The 13,520-nt window shown below is 60.6% G+C and carries 12 protein-coding genes; 8 read left to right on the top strand and 4 right to left on the bottom strand.

The window, feature by feature from the left end; genetic code table 11:
• Nucleotides 1-45 precede the first annotated feature (45 nt).
• From P0N66_RS05705 to P0N66_RS05735, 7 genes are all read left to right on the top strand, one after another.
• On the top strand, nucleotides 46-2,577 hold the full coding sequence (locus P0N66_RS05705) for a flagellar assembly protein A (protein WP_275803158.1): 2,532 nt from the start codon (nucleotides 46-48) through the stop codon (nucleotides 2,575-2,577).
• A 140-nt stretch (nucleotides 2,578-2,717) separates the two neighbouring features.
• Complete coding sequence (locus P0N66_RS05710; protein WP_275803160.1) at nucleotides 2,718-3,122, top strand: CBS domain-containing protein; 405 nt, start codon at nucleotides 2,718-2,720, stop codon at nucleotides 3,120-3,122.
• A gap of 19 nt (nucleotides 3,123-3,141) precedes the next feature.
• A complete protein-coding gene (locus P0N66_RS05715) occupies nucleotides 3,142-3,915 on the top strand; it encodes a hypothetical protein (protein WP_275803162.1) in 774 nt (257 codons plus the stop codon).
• Between the two features lie 198 nt (nucleotides 3,916-4,113).
• Nucleotides 4,114-4,377, top strand: a complete 264-nt coding sequence (locus P0N66_RS05720; RefSeq protein ID WP_275803164.1) for a hypothetical protein — start codon at nucleotides 4,114-4,116, stop codon at nucleotides 4,375-4,377.
• Between the two features lie 58 nt (nucleotides 4,378-4,435).
• On the top strand, nucleotides 4,436-5,914 hold the full coding sequence (gene selA, locus P0N66_RS05725; RefSeq protein ID WP_275803166.1) for an L-seryl-tRNA(Sec) selenium transferase: 1,479 nt from the start codon (nucleotides 4,436-4,438) through the stop codon (nucleotides 5,912-5,914).
• A 160-nt stretch (nucleotides 5,915-6,074) separates the two neighbouring features.
• Nucleotides 6,075-7,817 carry a tetratricopeptide repeat-containing diguanylate cyclase gene (locus tag P0N66_RS05730; protein WP_275803168.1) on the top strand — a complete coding sequence of 581 codons (1,743 nt, stop codon included), beginning with the start codon at nucleotides 6,075-6,077 and terminating at the stop codon, nucleotides 7,815-7,817.
• Nucleotides 7,818-7,872: 55 nt separating this feature from the next.
• Nucleotides 7,873-8,559, top strand: a complete 687-nt coding sequence (locus P0N66_RS05735; RefSeq protein ID WP_275803171.1) for an LOG family protein — start codon at nucleotides 7,873-7,875, stop codon at nucleotides 8,557-8,559.
• A gap of 61 nt (nucleotides 8,560-8,620) precedes the next feature.
• Here P0N66_RS05735 and P0N66_RS05740 read toward each other — a convergent pair whose 3' ends face one another.
• Complete coding sequence (locus P0N66_RS05740) at nucleotides 8,621-9,973, bottom strand: DUF945 family protein (RefSeq protein WP_275803173.1); 1,353 nt, start codon at nucleotides 9,971-9,973, stop codon at nucleotides 8,621-8,623.
• Between the two features lie 49 nt (nucleotides 9,974-10,022).
• Entirely contained in the window at nucleotides 10,023-11,138 is a 1,116-nt protein-coding gene (locus P0N66_RS05745; RefSeq protein WP_275803175.1) for a phosphotransferase enzyme family protein, read from the bottom strand.
• A gap of 272 nt (nucleotides 11,139-11,410) precedes the next feature.
• On the opposite strand from P0N66_RS05745, the gene P0N66_RS05750 reads away from it, so the two are divergent.
• Nucleotides 11,411-11,761, top strand: coding sequence for a hypothetical protein (locus tag P0N66_RS05750; protein WP_275803177.1), 351 nt, complete (start codon nucleotides 11,411-11,413; stop codon nucleotides 11,759-11,761).
• A gap of 43 nt (nucleotides 11,762-11,804) precedes the next feature.
• Here P0N66_RS05750 and P0N66_RS05755 read toward each other — a convergent pair whose 3' ends face one another.
• Together P0N66_RS05755 and P0N66_RS05760 are read right to left on the bottom strand one after the other, a co-directional pair.
• Entirely contained in the window at nucleotides 11,805-12,290 is a 486-nt protein-coding gene (locus P0N66_RS05755; protein ID WP_275803207.1) for an ATP-binding protein, read from the bottom strand.
• Between the two features lie 3 nt (nucleotides 12,291-12,293).
• Nucleotides 12,294-13,517: a SpoIIE family protein phosphatase gene (locus P0N66_RS05760; RefSeq protein ID WP_275803209.1), complete on the bottom strand. Its 1,224-nt coding sequence runs from the start codon at nucleotides 13,515-13,517 to the stop codon at nucleotides 12,294-12,296.
• Between the last annotated feature and the right edge of the window lie 3 nt (nucleotides 13,518-13,520).

Raw genomic sequence — 13,520 nt, forward strand, 5'->3', positions numbered from 1 at the left:
AATGTTACGGTGCGGGTGAGCATATTAGGCGAGGGGGTCAATGGGATGTCGATTGACGAAGAAAATAAACCGGACCAGAGTGCGGCGACACCCGTAGAGATGTCATCCGGAGAGGCGGTACCGCCGTTTCTGATCCGGGTCCGGGCCGACCGGATGGCGGTGGATCTGGAGGTCCGCGACCCGCTGGTACCGGGGCAGGAACTGCGGCTGGAGCAGATCAAAGAGGAACTGGCGCAGCGGAAGATCGTCTTTGGTTTTGACGACCGGAGCCTGGCCGCCGCTCTGCTGGAGCTGGCCGGTCAGCCCCAGGGAGTGGGAGTGGTCCGGTTGGCCGACGGCCAGGCACCGGTGGATGGCGGTCGCGGCAGCCTTGAGTACCTGGTGGGTTCCGCGGCGGTCGGTGGGGATTCGGCAACTTTCGACCTGGTGCGTCCCGGTCAGGTGCTGGTACGCAGGATCAAGGCGGCGGCCGGGACCCCCGGGCGCGATGTGTTCGGGGAGGAGATTCCGGCCCGGGAGGGCCAGGAACCGTCCCTGGCGTTGGGCGAAAATGTTCGGCTGGCTGGCGACGATGGTCGCCAATACCAGGCCGAGATTTACGGCCGGGCCAAGGTGAACGGAGGCCGGATTGCGGTGGAGCCGCTGGTGGAAGTTTCCGCCGACGGCATGAGCGCCTGGCTGCCGATTTATCCGCGCCTGGCCGACAACGGGGCGCTCGAGTATGAACATCTGGAGCACAGCCTGCAGGCGGCCGGCGTGATCCATGGCATCCGGGAAGAGGCTTTGCGGGGAGCCCTGGAGCAGCAGACCGTGGTGCCTCGGATGCTGGCGGCCCGAGGAGATGAGCCGGTAGATGGCCGGGACGCCAAAGTCCGTTTTGAATTTTATCTCAATGACGACGATCCCCTGCGGGTAGATGCGGCTCGTCGGGACAGGGGCCTGCCGCCGGGGCCGGTGCGCAAAACTTTGCGTCTGAAAGGAGAAATTCTGGCGGTAAAAACGCCGTCGGCGGCAGCGATTCCCGGTCGTAAGGTGACCGGGGAAATGATCGCCGGCCGCGAAGGCCGCGATTTTTTACTGCAGTCGGGAGAAAACGTGGCGGTGGCCGACGATGCCCTGGTGTTTTCGGTGGTCGAAGAGCTGGCGGCCGGTTACCCGGATTACCAGGACGGCGCCATTTCCGTCGGTGATCCCCTGCTGGTAAGCGAAGATGCCATGGCCGCCTACCTGGAGATTCATCCGCCGGACCGGACCGGTCGCGGGCTCAACGGGGAGCTGATCCTGCAACTGATGGCCGCCCATGGGGTCACCCGCGGCCTGCGCAAGCGGCACATTCGCCGGGCGGTGGAGTTTGCCGCCACTCATCGGCGGGTGTTGCCCAAAGTTATGGTGGCTCGGGGCCGGCCACCGGAAGATGGCCGGGATGCGGTTATTGAAATGCTGGTGCAGGCCGGCAAACAACCCGGCCGCCTTGTTGCGCCCACGGAAAACATGGATTTCCGGGAGCGCAACGCCATCAGTTCGGTGCGCCGGGGCGATCTGCTGGCCCGCAGAACGCCGCCGGAGCCCGGGGTGGAAGGTTGGACGGTGCGGGGTGAACCCATTGCGGCCAAACCCGGAGCCGATGTGCAGTTCCAACCCCAGCCCAACGTGGTGATCAGCGAGGATGGCCGGGAACTGCAGGCCGGGCTGGACGGCATGCTCACGGTGCTGGCCCCCAACAAAATCGCGGTATTCGAAGTTTTTGAGGTGCAGGGGGATGTGGACTACCGGGTGGGCAACCTGGATATGGTCGGCGCCTTGCTGATTGGCGGCTGGGTCCGGCCCGGTTTTACGGTCCGGGCCAGTGGCGATATCCGGGTGGGTGGTGGCGTTGAGGATGCCAAGCTGATCGCCGGGGCCAATGTGGAAATCAACGGTGGCATGGTCTCCCGGGGCAAGGGCAAAATCAAGGCCGAACTGGATGTCGTCGCCCGTTTTCTGGAGTGGACCAGGGTGCAGGCCGGTGGTAATATTGTAATCCATGATCAGGTTATGCGCAGTCAGGTCTTTGCCGGTGGTACTCTCACCGTCACCGCTGGCAAGGGTAGAATCCGGGGAGGGGTGTGCTCGGCGATCCAGGGGATCGTGGCCAATGAAATTGGCTCTCCGGCCGGGGTCAGAACGGTGGTGATGGCCGGTGCCAATCCGTCTCTGCGGCGGCGGCTGCTGCGGGTCGATCGGCAGATGGCCGCGTATGCCCGGCAACGGGCCAAGATGGACATGGTGTTGGGGCGCTACTTGAAGCATGGGCGGGGCAGCAGTCTGCCGCCGGAAGTGCAGCGCAAGCTTTCCCTGCTGGCCAAGCAGCGGCGGGCCACCGCGCAGGCGGAAACACAACTGGCTCGCCCCCGAGAGGAGATGGCTCGGGAACTGGCCGCCATTGATTTGCGTAAAATCAAAATTGTCGCCCAAAAAGCAGTTTATGCCGGAACCATGGTGATTATTGGTCGGAGTCGGTATAAAGTGCGGGAAGACCTGCTGCGGCCGGTTACCTTCATGGTGGATCCGGCCGGAGGAGAGATCAAAGAGCCGTAAGCGATCCACGGGGCACCACCGTGACCGCTTACTCCGTGGATCCTATGGTCAGTTGCAGAGAGCCGAATGAGCCGGCGGTCGGCCGGGATTGGGCGGTGTTGAATACCCGTTGCCAAAGAAGATAAAACAGGAGGATGAGGGTGATTGATATCAAAAAGCTGCGGGTTCGGGATTTGATGCAGACCCGGGTGCAGACCATTGAAAGAACCGCCACTCTGGCGGAAGCGGCCCGCTGGATGGCGGATAACAACTGTTCCAGCCCGATTGTGCTGCCGCTGGATGACAGTGATGCCTACGGGATTGTCACTCGCAAGGATATTCTGAACATCATGGTCATGGAGGTACACGACGAATTTGTTTCCCAACTCGGGGATATCATGACCAAGCCGGCGATCACCGTCGGATCGGCCCTGTCGTTGGAAAATTGCCTGTTGCTGATGCGCAGTACCGGCACCCGCCGTCTGCCGGTGGTGGATGGTGACAAACTGGTGGGGATGATCAGCACCACCGATATCTTTAAACGCCTGGTCCGGGAGTTGGGCTAGGTTGGGGCAGGGAGACCGTATGAGCCCGAAACAGCAAGGCCTTGACGATATTTTAGCCAACGAGGTCAAACAGGAAATCGCCGGTCGTTATTTCGGCTTTCGTAAGTTGATTGAAGAAGACACTCTGGATTATACGCAAAAGGTCCGCCGGCATTCGGTGGTCCTGGAAAAACGGATCAGCTTTGATCTGATCCGAATTTATCTGTTGCTGGGCCGGGAAGAGTTTATTCAACGGTTTCTTGATCTCACCGGCTTGCAGGAAAGACTTTTTTTCGACCCCTACCTGCTGGAATCCCCCACCATCCGTGAACGGGTTTTTGAGTGTCAGCGCTTTAAAGGGTGGACCAGAAAGGGGCGGTTTGTCCGTTATTCTCTTACCTGCTACGATAACCTGGCCTTTCACGTCAAGGTGTATCGCCGCAGACTGCAGGAGTTGGCCGACGACCAGCACAACATCAAGGCTACCATCGAGGCCTTTTATGAGCAGAACAATATCAGCGCCATCATGGCCTTTCTGCGTTCTCTGGGGGAGGATCATTCCACCGGGACCATGCAGGGCGAAAAAGAGATCGGTCTGGTCCAGGGGCTGGATGATAAGCTGAAGATCACTCCCCCCGCCCCCCTTGAGCAGATGTTACCCATAATCAACCCTTTGCCCCCATTGAGCGAGGTTAAACGCCCTTTAAAGCGCCTCTTTAATCAAGCTTTTCGTTTGCAAACGCCTGAAATTCTAGAACTTTTCGATTCTTACAGCACCCCTTGTCCGGAGCGGGATTATGTGCTGAAGACTTGAGCGCTGCGGCTTCGACCCCCCTGGAAAACATATGTTTTTCCCTGGGCGGTTGCTTGACCCCGGAGCGTCGGCTTGTTAAGTTGGCGCCAACTGTACCAAGGGTAATGCTAACCCGGTGGCCGTCGAGCAATCTTTGGCCGCCGCCGATTCCAGATGCCAGCCGGCAGCGGTGGCTGTCGGCAATCAGGGAGGTTTTTCATGAAAAAACAAAGTTTAATATTGTCGCTGCTGCTGGCGGGTGGTTTAATGCTGGCCGCCGGGGTAGGGTGTCAGCGGGCCGATGACGATGAATTACCCACGGTCGCCCCTAGTGAACAACCAAGTCCCGGAATTTACTCGGCGCCGGAAGAAGAGGCGCCGCCGGCCAGGGAAAGTGAACCTGCCGCACCTTCCTATGGCGTGCCCTCACCTGAACCTGCGGATTCTGTCCCCGCGGAGCCGGCCGGTGGTTACGGGCTGTAGCGGCGGATGAGGGTTGCGTGGCCGGGGCCGCGCAACCAAAACACCTAATGGAGAGCGCATGACCAGATCGCCTTCTGCTTCTGCCGCGGCGGATTCCCGGGCCCTTCTGCGGGCCATCCCCAAAGTTGACGAAGCGGCAGCCTGGCTGGCAGCGGAGGTGGAAGTCGCTGCGGCGGCTGGAGAGATGCAGCCCGTCGTGCCCTCCCGGCTGCTTAAAAATGTGGTACGTGAACTGCTCGATGATTACCGCCGACGGATCCTGGCCGGGGAGCTGCTTACCCCGGCGGCCCTGACCCGGGATCAACTGCTGCCAAGCTTAAAAAAACGGCTAACCGCCCGGCTGCAGCCCAATTTTCGCCCACTGATCAACGCCACCGGCGTGGTGGTGCATACCAACCTCGGTCGCTCTCTGCTGCCGGAGGAGGCCACCGCCAACCTGATGGCAGTGGCCGCCCGCTACTCCAACCTGGAATATGACCTGCAAACCGGCCGCCGGGGCAGCCGCTACTCCCTGGTGGAGGATCTGCTCACCGAACTGACCGGGGCGGAAGCGGCGCTGGTGGTCAATAACAACGCCGCAGCGGTGCTGCTGGTGTTGCAAACCCTGGCCGCCGGCCGCGAAGTGGTCGTTTCCCGGGGGCAGTTGGTGGAAATCGGTGGCTCTTTCCGGATCCCTGAAGTCATGGCCCGTAGCGGCGCCCGCCTGGTGGAGGTGGGGGCCACCAACCGCACCCACCGGCGCGATTACGAGCAGGCCATCGGTGAGGAAACGGCCCTGCTACTCAAAGTTCACACCAGCAACTACCGGATCAGCGGTTTTACCTCCGAGGTGGCGGCAGAAGAGCTGGTAGAATTGGCCCGTGGCTACCGCTTGCCGGTGATGGAAGACCTGGGCAGCGGTTCCCTGCTGGATTTTTCACGTTATGGCCTGACCAGGGAGCCCACCGTCCAGGAGGTGCTGGCGGCCGGGGTCGATGTGGTCACCTTCAGCGGCGATAAACTGCTGGGCGGTCCCCAGGCCGGACTGATTCTGGGCCGCCGGGAACTCATTGAACAGATCAAGAAAAACCCCCTGAACCGGGCGCTGAGGATCGACAAGTTCACCCTGGCCGCCCTGGAGTCGGTGTTGCGTCTTTATTTTGACGAAGAGCAGGCCTGCCGGCAGATTCCCACCCTGCGGATGCTCACCGCTTCTTATGAAGAGATTCGTCGCCGGGCGCAACGGCTGCGCCGCCGGTTAAAAGACCTGCCTGTCGCTCGCTGCGAACTGGAATTGGTTCGGGTAAACTCCCTGGTCGGCGGCGGTGCTCTGCCGGAAATGCCCCTGCCCAGTTGCGCTCTGGCTTTGAAGCCGCGGCAGATAAGCCTCCATCAACTGGAAAAGGCGCTGCGCGCCGCCCCGGTACCGGTGATCGGCCGCACTGAAGATGATCGGCTGCTGCTCGATCTCCGTACCGTGGCCGATAACGAAGTGGTCGAACTGGCGGCTGTTCTGCAAGAGGTGCTGGTCGCCGGGAGTAACGAACAGGTCGCGTAGCGCCGGGAGGGGTAATAATTCGGTGAGCGGGGGAAGGACCGGTGGCCGGTGCTGCGGCATATTGGCTGGGGTTTTCGTTGCCGTTCACCATGGCCAACAGAGTATCGATTTAACGGGCTGTTCGTTTACAGGTTTTCTGATTTTATGATCATGGGGGAGCATGGGGTTTCCGTTTTATAAACAGCAGGCCGATCATTGGCAGGATCCGGTCACCGGCTTGCCCGGCGCGGTGGCCCTGGCGGCGGAACTGGCTGTCTGGACCGGGCAGGCGACTGCTCAGGAGCCCCGGGGAGAGGGAGATTTTCTGTTGCTGCTGGAGGTGTACCCTCAGGCCCGCAATGCCGCTGGCGGGCTCAAGGCCATCCGCCGGGCCGGGGATTACCTGCAGTCGCTGTTTGCTTCTCCCACCCAGCTTTATTCTCTGGGCCTGGGGGTTTTTGGCCTGCTCTGGCCCGGGGTCGGAGCGGATGACGCCAGGCATATGGCGGATATGCTGTTGCGTCGTTTGCAGCGGGAAGATTTTCCCCGGGCCCAGGCCGGCCTGGTTGCCATCGGGCGCGGGGGTCGGCAGAGCGAGACCGAGGTGCTGGCTGAAGCCTGGCAGGCCCTGGCGGTGGCCCGCCGACGTGGGCCTTTCGGATTGTGCGTGGCCGGCAGTGAGCGCATCTTCCCGCCGCCGACGGCCAGTGACCGGGCCAGATTGAATCGACTATGGCGAGGGCGAGACTGTTTTGCCCTGCTGCTGATCCGCCAGGATCAAGTGGCTTTGAGCAATCATTTCAGTAAACGGGCCCGGGCTGCCCTGGGGCCTGAAACCACCGCCCTGTTTCTCAACCAGCGGGAGGTGCTGGTCTATCTGGATGGGGCCGTTGGGGAAGAGGCGGAGGCCTGGTATCAGGATTTCCGCCGGCGGATGCTTACCACCGGCGGCAGCACCTTCTCCGCTGGGATCGCCCTCTATCCCTGTTTAAATTTTCGCAAATCACAGATTCCGGTTAACGCCCGTAAGGCCCTGCGGCATGCCGAACTGCTGGGGCCCGAGTCGGTGGCGGTGTTTAACGCCGTCAGCCTCAATATCAGTGGGGATGCCTATTATAACGAGGGTGATCTGCGTAAGGCGGTGGGTGAATATCGGCTGGGGCTGACCCTGCAACCGGTCAGTGTCAATTTGCTCAACAGTCTGGGGGTGGCCCTGGTGCAGCTCAAACAGGTGCGGCCGGCGCTGGCCGCATTTGAAAAAGCATTGCAGGTTGAACCGGAGAATTTCATGGCCCTTTGTAACCTGGGTTTTGCCCATCTATCGGCGAGCCGGGATGAAGTGGCGACGGATTTCTTTGAACGGGCCCTGGCCGTTGACGGACGTTCCTTTGATCTGCTGCTGCAGTTGGGCAAACTCTATTGCCGGCAGCGGCAATACCGGGCGGCGGTGGAGCTGTTGAACCGCTGCGTGGATGATCCGCAGATCGAAGAGCGGCGCAACGGTGACCTGGCCGCCGCCCATCGCCTGCTTGGGCGCTCCCTGTTGGCCCTGGAGCAGTATGTACCGGCCATGGCGGCGGTACAGAAGGCGTTGGCCTTCAACCCCCGCGATGCCCAGGCCATGAGCCTGTTGGGTGAGTTGTATCTGCACAATGGTGAAGGAGATGACATCGCCCTCTCCCTCTGCCGCCAGGCGGTGGAACTGGATGCCGGGAGGAGTGAGAGTTGGCGGCGGCTGGGCTGGGTGCAATGGCGTCTGGGCCGCCTGAATGAGGCTGCGGTGGCGCTGGAGCGTGGTTTGCGGTTGCACCGTCGTGACCCTTTGGCGATTTCCTGGCTGGGAGAAGTTATGGTCCAGTTGGGGCAGGTTCGCCGGGCCAGGCAACTGCAGGCCCGGGCCCGTCGGCTGTCCGCCGCCGGCTGAAAGCGGGGTGGGTTCGCCTGTCCGTTCCAACAAATTATCACAGAGAAGAGAGAGAATGATGAAAATTACCAGAGCCGGGGTGGTGGATGAACGTCAGCAGTATTCACTGGATAACTTCAAAGCCGGCGACTCCTGGCGGATGTTCCGGATTTTGGGTGAATTTGTCGATGGCTTCGACACCCTCTCCAGCGTTGGCCGGCCGGCGGTGTCGATTTTCGGCTCGGCCCGGACCCCCATGGAGGATAAATATTTTGAGCTGGCCGACCAGATCGCCTACGAGCTGGCCAAGGCCGGTTATGCCGTGATCACCGGCGGCGGCCATGGGATCATGGGGGCGGCCAACCGCGGGGCGGCCAAGGCCGACGGCATTTCCATCGGGCTCAATATTAATCTGCCTTTCGAACAGGAGCCCAACGGCTTTGCCAACGTGCCGCTGAACTTCAAGTACTTTTTTGTCCGCAAGGTGATGTTTATCAAATATTCCATGGCCTTTATCGGCATGCCCGGCGGGTTCGGCACCCTGGATGAGTTGTTTGAATCGCTGACGCTGATGCAGACCAGACGGATCAAGGCCTTCCCGGTGATCCTGGTGGGCAGCGAATTCTGGGGCGGCCTGGTGGACTGGATCAAGGATCAGATGCTGGCCACCGGTAAGATTGATCCCGATGATATGCTTTACTTTCAGGTGATGGATGATCCCGAGGAGGTGGTAAAATATATCAAACGTACCGTGGTCCTGTGAGTAAGGAGGGGCGCCATGCCGTTGCCAGTCCGGCCTTTGTCGACGAGAGGTCTTGAGCCGCTTACCGGAGCAGGTAGCGCAGGGCCTGCAGCGGCGCCGGCTGGCCGTTGATGGTCAATTCTCCCGCCTGATAGTGCAGTTTGAGGCTGACTTCGTCCCGTTCCGGATCGGCGGCCAGGTAGCCCCGCTGCCGCAGGTCCGCCAGTGGGTCAGACGCTGAGAATTCTTCTTCATCGGCAGCGGTGATGCTTTCATCGGCGCCCAGTTCCGGGCTTTTCCGCCAGTACTGATAGTCTTTTAGCAGTGACGCCAGCAGCGGGGCCGGAGCCGCAGCCTCGACGGCCAGTTGTAATCCGGAAAGCAGCATGATCGGATGAAAGGGACGGGCGTCGTCCCGTTGACGGTAGGTCAGTTGCAGACGGCCTTGAGCGTCTCCGTGGGGGGTGGTAAGTCGTAGTTGGTCGATTTCCAGCTCCGGCGATTTAGCCAGCAGCCTGGCCAGGGTCTCCACCAGGCTTTGGGCCGTGGCTGGTGGAATTTCTCGACCGTTGGGCCCCAACAGCAGCCGCCGCCACCAGGGGGTCAGGTTAAACATTTCGCCGGCGGCTTGCCGGTCAAGATTGCGCCAGTGCAGAGTCATCTGCATGGGGCCATGCTGTTCACCGGTGGTTGCCAGGGCGGTAAACTCCAGCTGCTGTGTTGCCTGCAGCGTAACGCCACCGCGGTCGTCCCGCTGTTGCTGGTAGCTAAAACAGAGTTGGAGACCGTGCATCTCCAAAATATGTTGATCGGTGCCGGCCGTCTCATGCTTGGTCAGGGCCAGTCCTGGGGCGTGCAGCTTTCCTTCCATATCTCCAAGATCCAGTGGAAAAACCAGCCTTCCTTCCAGTTCCCGCCAGGTTAAAGTCATGCCGGCCAGGGCTGGCTCTCGTCGCTGGCCGGCGGCCAGCTGAAACCAGACCTCGGCTTGGCCGCCGAAAGTGATGGCCGTGCGGGCGCACAGCCGTTCTTCCGGCTCGCTTCCGGGTACTAACAGCCGTGATTTAACCACCGCCAGCAAAGGCCGGAGGCTGAAACGGCGTGGCTGGTGCAGGCCGGCTCGAGGCAGGGGGCCGTGCCAGAGCTGATGCACTATTTCCTGCGGAGGCTCTTTCAAGGTCGCACTCCCCGGCGGGCTTGGCGATGGCTCCGGGTGTAGACGGGAAATGGCGCGCGAGGAAAAAAGGCCCCGCTGATAGCTCACCAGCTCGAGATGGATTTGGTGCTGGTCGTTGAGGCGAGCAATACTGCGGGTGAAGTGCTCTTCGGTCTTAAGGCCGATGAAGAAGGTCGCGGCGCCGCCGGCCAGCAGAACAATGCCGGCGGCTGGCGGCAGCCATCGGAGGAGCAGCGATTTGCGATTGCGGTCCGGCATGGATATCCTTTTTCGGGTCGGTAGCGCTCTGGTGAAGGCGGACCAAATCTCAGGTTAATTCACTGACGATCAGGCGGATCCGGGTTTCTTGAGCCTCGATGGAGGCGGTCAGACGGAACTGGGTCAGAGCCCGGCGCAGGTTATGCTCCGGGTCGGCCACCTTGAAATAACAGTTGCCGCTCAGGTAGTCATTGAAAAAACGGATTCCCAACTCGAAGCTGATCAGTCGGACGGCATCGTAAAAATAGGCGAAATCACTGTAGGTCAGCAGGGCTCGCATCTCTTCGAAATAGCCAATCAGCAGGGCCCGGGCCAGATCCAGGTCGAACTCAGCCTCATCGGGGTCGGCGGGGTTTTCACCAGCCCGGTTGCAGCAGGAGCGCAGGCAGTCGCCGACATCGTACTGGGTCAGGCCCGGTTTGACGGTGTCCAGGTCGATGAGAGCCAGGGGAAGGTCGCTGTCGTGGGCGAAAAGAATGTTGCTCAGCTTGGGGTCACCGTGGATAACCCGTTCCGGTAGAACACCACGGGCCCGGGCCTGTTCCAGGACGGCGGCGGTGGTGCGGCGGTGTTGGATGAAATTGTGGCAAAAGGAGAGTTCGGCCTCGGGGCCGGTAACCGTCGAGATGGCGGCAACCTCATCATAGGCGCGTACCACGCATGGTGTGACGTGCAGAGTGGGCAGTGGATCGTAGAGCTGGGAGGGGGCTAAGTCATGGATCAGGGCCTGAAAGCGGCCCAAGGCCACGCCGGCGGCTCTGGCCTGCTCTTCTGCAGTGATCCGGGTAAGCACCCGGCTGTTTTCAATGAAATTAAGGGCTCGCCAGCAGGCGTTGTCCCGGTCGTAATGACAGTCCTCTCCGATTCGGGTGGGCAGCAGCCGGATAATTTGCCGACCGGGATCAAGTTTGGTGGTCCGGGCCTTGTGGCTCAGGTGTTCACTGATCCGGCGTAGATTGTTCATCAGTTTTGCCGGTTCGGGGAAAACCACCGGGTTGAGGCGCTGCAACAGAAAGGCCTCGCCGGCATGGCAGCGGACCAGATAACTGTCGTTGATCAGCCCGCAGCCATGCGGTTGCACACTTATGATATTTTCTGGCACCGTAAAAAAGGCGGCGATACCGACGGCGGTCGGTTCTGATCTGGCAAGTGGTTCGGTGTTCACAATTTTTCCTGCTTAACTGTTTGCTAAGACCTTGTCAAGGTCGAGCATCTTTTGTCGTGGGGTTTTGGCCCCGGGCTGGGGCCTGCCTTTGCCGTTCAAGAAAAAAAACGAGCGGCCGATAAGGCGGGCAACATCGGGGTTCTCCACTTATGGAACCCGACTGCGGCGGCGGCGAACTTTCCCCGGCTACCCGGCCTGATTTTTTACCATCGTTCATCAGCCTGCCAAGCTGCTGGGCGTTGACAATTTTTTCAACCAACGGAGGCGGATGAATGCTGCAGTGGGAAATAGATGGGCGTAAACACTGGCTTTGTCGGGAATGCACCCGGATGAACACCCGCGTTTTTCTATACTCGCGGGCCCGCTTGCTGGCGGTGGTGGCAGAAGATGCCAAGCAGTTGTGTGCCAGTTGCGGTCAGGAGGCTGAGCCGTTGGTGTCGGGGGTTGTGCCGATGCGGAACGTCGCGGCGGCTTTCTTTTTCAGCTGGTCCCGGTGGCTAAAGTTGCCGCACCCCAAAACGGTCTGGTTGCAATGCCGGCGCCTGGCTGGGGCGGTGATGGTACTGTTGCCATCGCGGGTGGTGATCGATGGCCGGCGCCGGGCTTTGCGGCGCGCCAAGTAGGATGGCCTTGTAAAAAAACGTCAAGCGGGTTGGCCGGCTGGTTTCAGCGCGGGGCAAAAGTGACAATCAGGTGGCGGCCTTTATCCCGCCATTGCACGGCATTGGCCAAGGTTCGGATGATAAAAATTCCCCGCCCGTTTTCGGCGGTTTTCAGCTCACCCTTAGTAGGGTCGGGCAGGTTGTGGTAGTCGAATCCCGGACCTTTATCCAGTACCTCGAAAGTAAAATTGTGGTTGAAGTGCCAGCGGAAGACAATGGGCTGATTCTGCTTGCGGCGGTTGCCGTGCTTCCAGGCGTTGATGATGGCCTCGGCCATGGCCATGTGAATGTTGCTCGCCAATGCCCCGAAGCCACGTTGGCCGATGGCTTCCACGATCCTGTTCCAGCAGTTGTCCACCACTGCGTCGATATCCCGGAAGTTGCCGGGGTAAACCGTGGCTTCTCCGGCCATCGTTGCCAGTTCTTCTGGGGAAGTGAATGACGGGTTGCCGTCGTGGTTGCTCATATCACGCAAACTCGCCGCTGTCATGCCTTATCTCTTGTCGGCGCCAGTGGTACGGCCGGTATATTGCATGGCCAGCATGGTGACATCGTCGGGGAAACGGATTTGGTTGGAAAATTGCAGCACCTTTTTCGCCAGGTGATCCATGGCCTCCTCGTCGGCGGGGAAGCCAAGCTGGTTAACCATTGTCAACAGACCTTCGCCGCCCAGCATTTCTTCCCGCTGGTTGATGACTTCAGTAAGCCCGTCGGTATAAAACAGCAGGCCATCGCCGGGATTGAGAGGCAGGAAGGTGACTTCGTAGACGTGATCTTCAACCAGCCCCAGGGGCAGGCTGGAGAGTCTGATCTGCCGGCCGCGGCCCCCACGGTACAGAACGAAAGAGGGACTGCCGGCGGCGCACAAAGCCAACGCTTCGGCTCGCAGATCAATGATGCCGAACAGCCCGGTGGCAAAGGATTCACCGTCGCGCACCAAGGAGCAGAGGCTGCGGTTTAATGAACTGACAAAAGTAGCCGGCCGGTCGATGACTTGGCGGTTGTTTTCCCACAAGGAGTGCAGGTGCATGGCATAGAGCCCGGCCGCCGTGCCATGGCCCATGACGTCGGCGATACAAAAGGCGTAACGGTGTTCGTCGAGCCTTTCCATGGTGTAATAATCACCGCCCAGCATGCCGTGGGGCAGGTATTTGACCGCCACCTGCAACCCCGGGGTGTCTCCTTGCGGGGTTTGCATGGAAAGACTTTGGATCTTGCGGGCCCGCTCCTGGTCGTGCACCTCTGCCGAATAATCCCGAAAAATTTCCACCCCGCCGATCACCTCGCCTCGGCCATCGACAATGGGGGAAACGTTGACCATCACCGGCACCCGACGACCGGATTTGTCCTGGGCAAAAACCAGGGAGGGAGAGGCCGAGGCCTTGCCGGTGCGCATGGCCCTGTGCAGAGGGCAGTACTCTTCGCCGCAGAGCTGGTGGCCGTCTTTGTCCACGTGGCACAGGATATTGTCGTAGCAGCTGCGCCCCAGCACCTCTCCCGCCGCCCAGCCGGTGATCTTTTCCGCCGCCTGGTTCCAGTATACGATCCGCCGCCGGCGGTCGGTGACATAGACTCCGTCACTGATGGCCTGGAGGATCTGGGGCGCGGAGTAGGTCAGCGGCGACGCACCGTCGTTGCTCAGGTACCCCGACCTTTTTCCCTGAGGATGCCCAAGGGGATGCTCAAGGGGATGTTCGTGACCGTTATTGTTGATCATTTT

The sequence above is a fragment of the Desulfurivibrio dismutans genome (assembly GCF_029210385.1).
In the GTDB taxonomy this organism is placed as follows: Bacteria; Desulfobacterota; Desulfobulbia; order Desulfobulbales; family Desulfurivibrionaceae; genus Desulfurivibrio; species Desulfurivibrio dismutans.

Excerpts from the sequence above, each read along its gene's own strand:
- P0N66_RS05705 (WP_275803158.1), top strand. The coding sequence starts at position 46 with ATGTCGATTGACGAAGAAAATAAACCGGACCAGAGTGCGGCGACACCC.
- P0N66_RS05715 (WP_275803162.1), top strand. The coding sequence starts at position 3,142 with ATGAGCCCGAAACAGCAAGGCCTTGACGATATTTTAGCCAACGAGGTC.
- P0N66_RS05720 (WP_275803164.1), top strand. The coding sequence starts at position 4,114 with ATGAAAAAACAAAGTTTAATATTGTCGCTGCTGCTGGCGGGTGGTTTA.
- selA (WP_275803166.1), top strand. The coding sequence starts at position 4,436 with ATGACCAGATCGCCTTCTGCTTCTGCCGCGGCGGATTCCCGGGCCCTT.
- P0N66_RS05730 (WP_275803168.1), top strand. The coding sequence starts at position 6,075 with ATGGGGTTTCCGTTTTATAAACAGCAGGCCGATCATTGGCAGGATCCG.
- P0N66_RS05735 (WP_275803171.1), top strand. The coding sequence starts at position 7,873 with ATGATGAAAATTACCAGAGCCGGGGTGGTGGATGAACGTCAGCAGTAT.
- P0N66_RS05740 (WP_275803173.1), bottom strand. The coding sequence starts at position 9,973 with ATGCCGGACCGCAATCGCAAATCGCTGCTCCTCCGATGGCTGCCGCCA.
- P0N66_RS05750 (WP_275803177.1), top strand. The coding sequence starts at position 11,411 with ATGCTGCAGTGGGAAATAGATGGGCGTAAACACTGGCTTTGTCGGGAA.
- P0N66_RS05755 (WP_275803207.1), bottom strand. The coding sequence starts at position 12,290 with ATGACAGCGGCGAGTTTGCGTGATATGAGCAACCACGACGGCAACCCG.
- P0N66_RS05760 (WP_275803209.1), bottom strand. The coding sequence starts at position 13,517 with ATGATCAACAATAACGGTCACGAACATCCCCTTGAGCATCCCCTTGGG.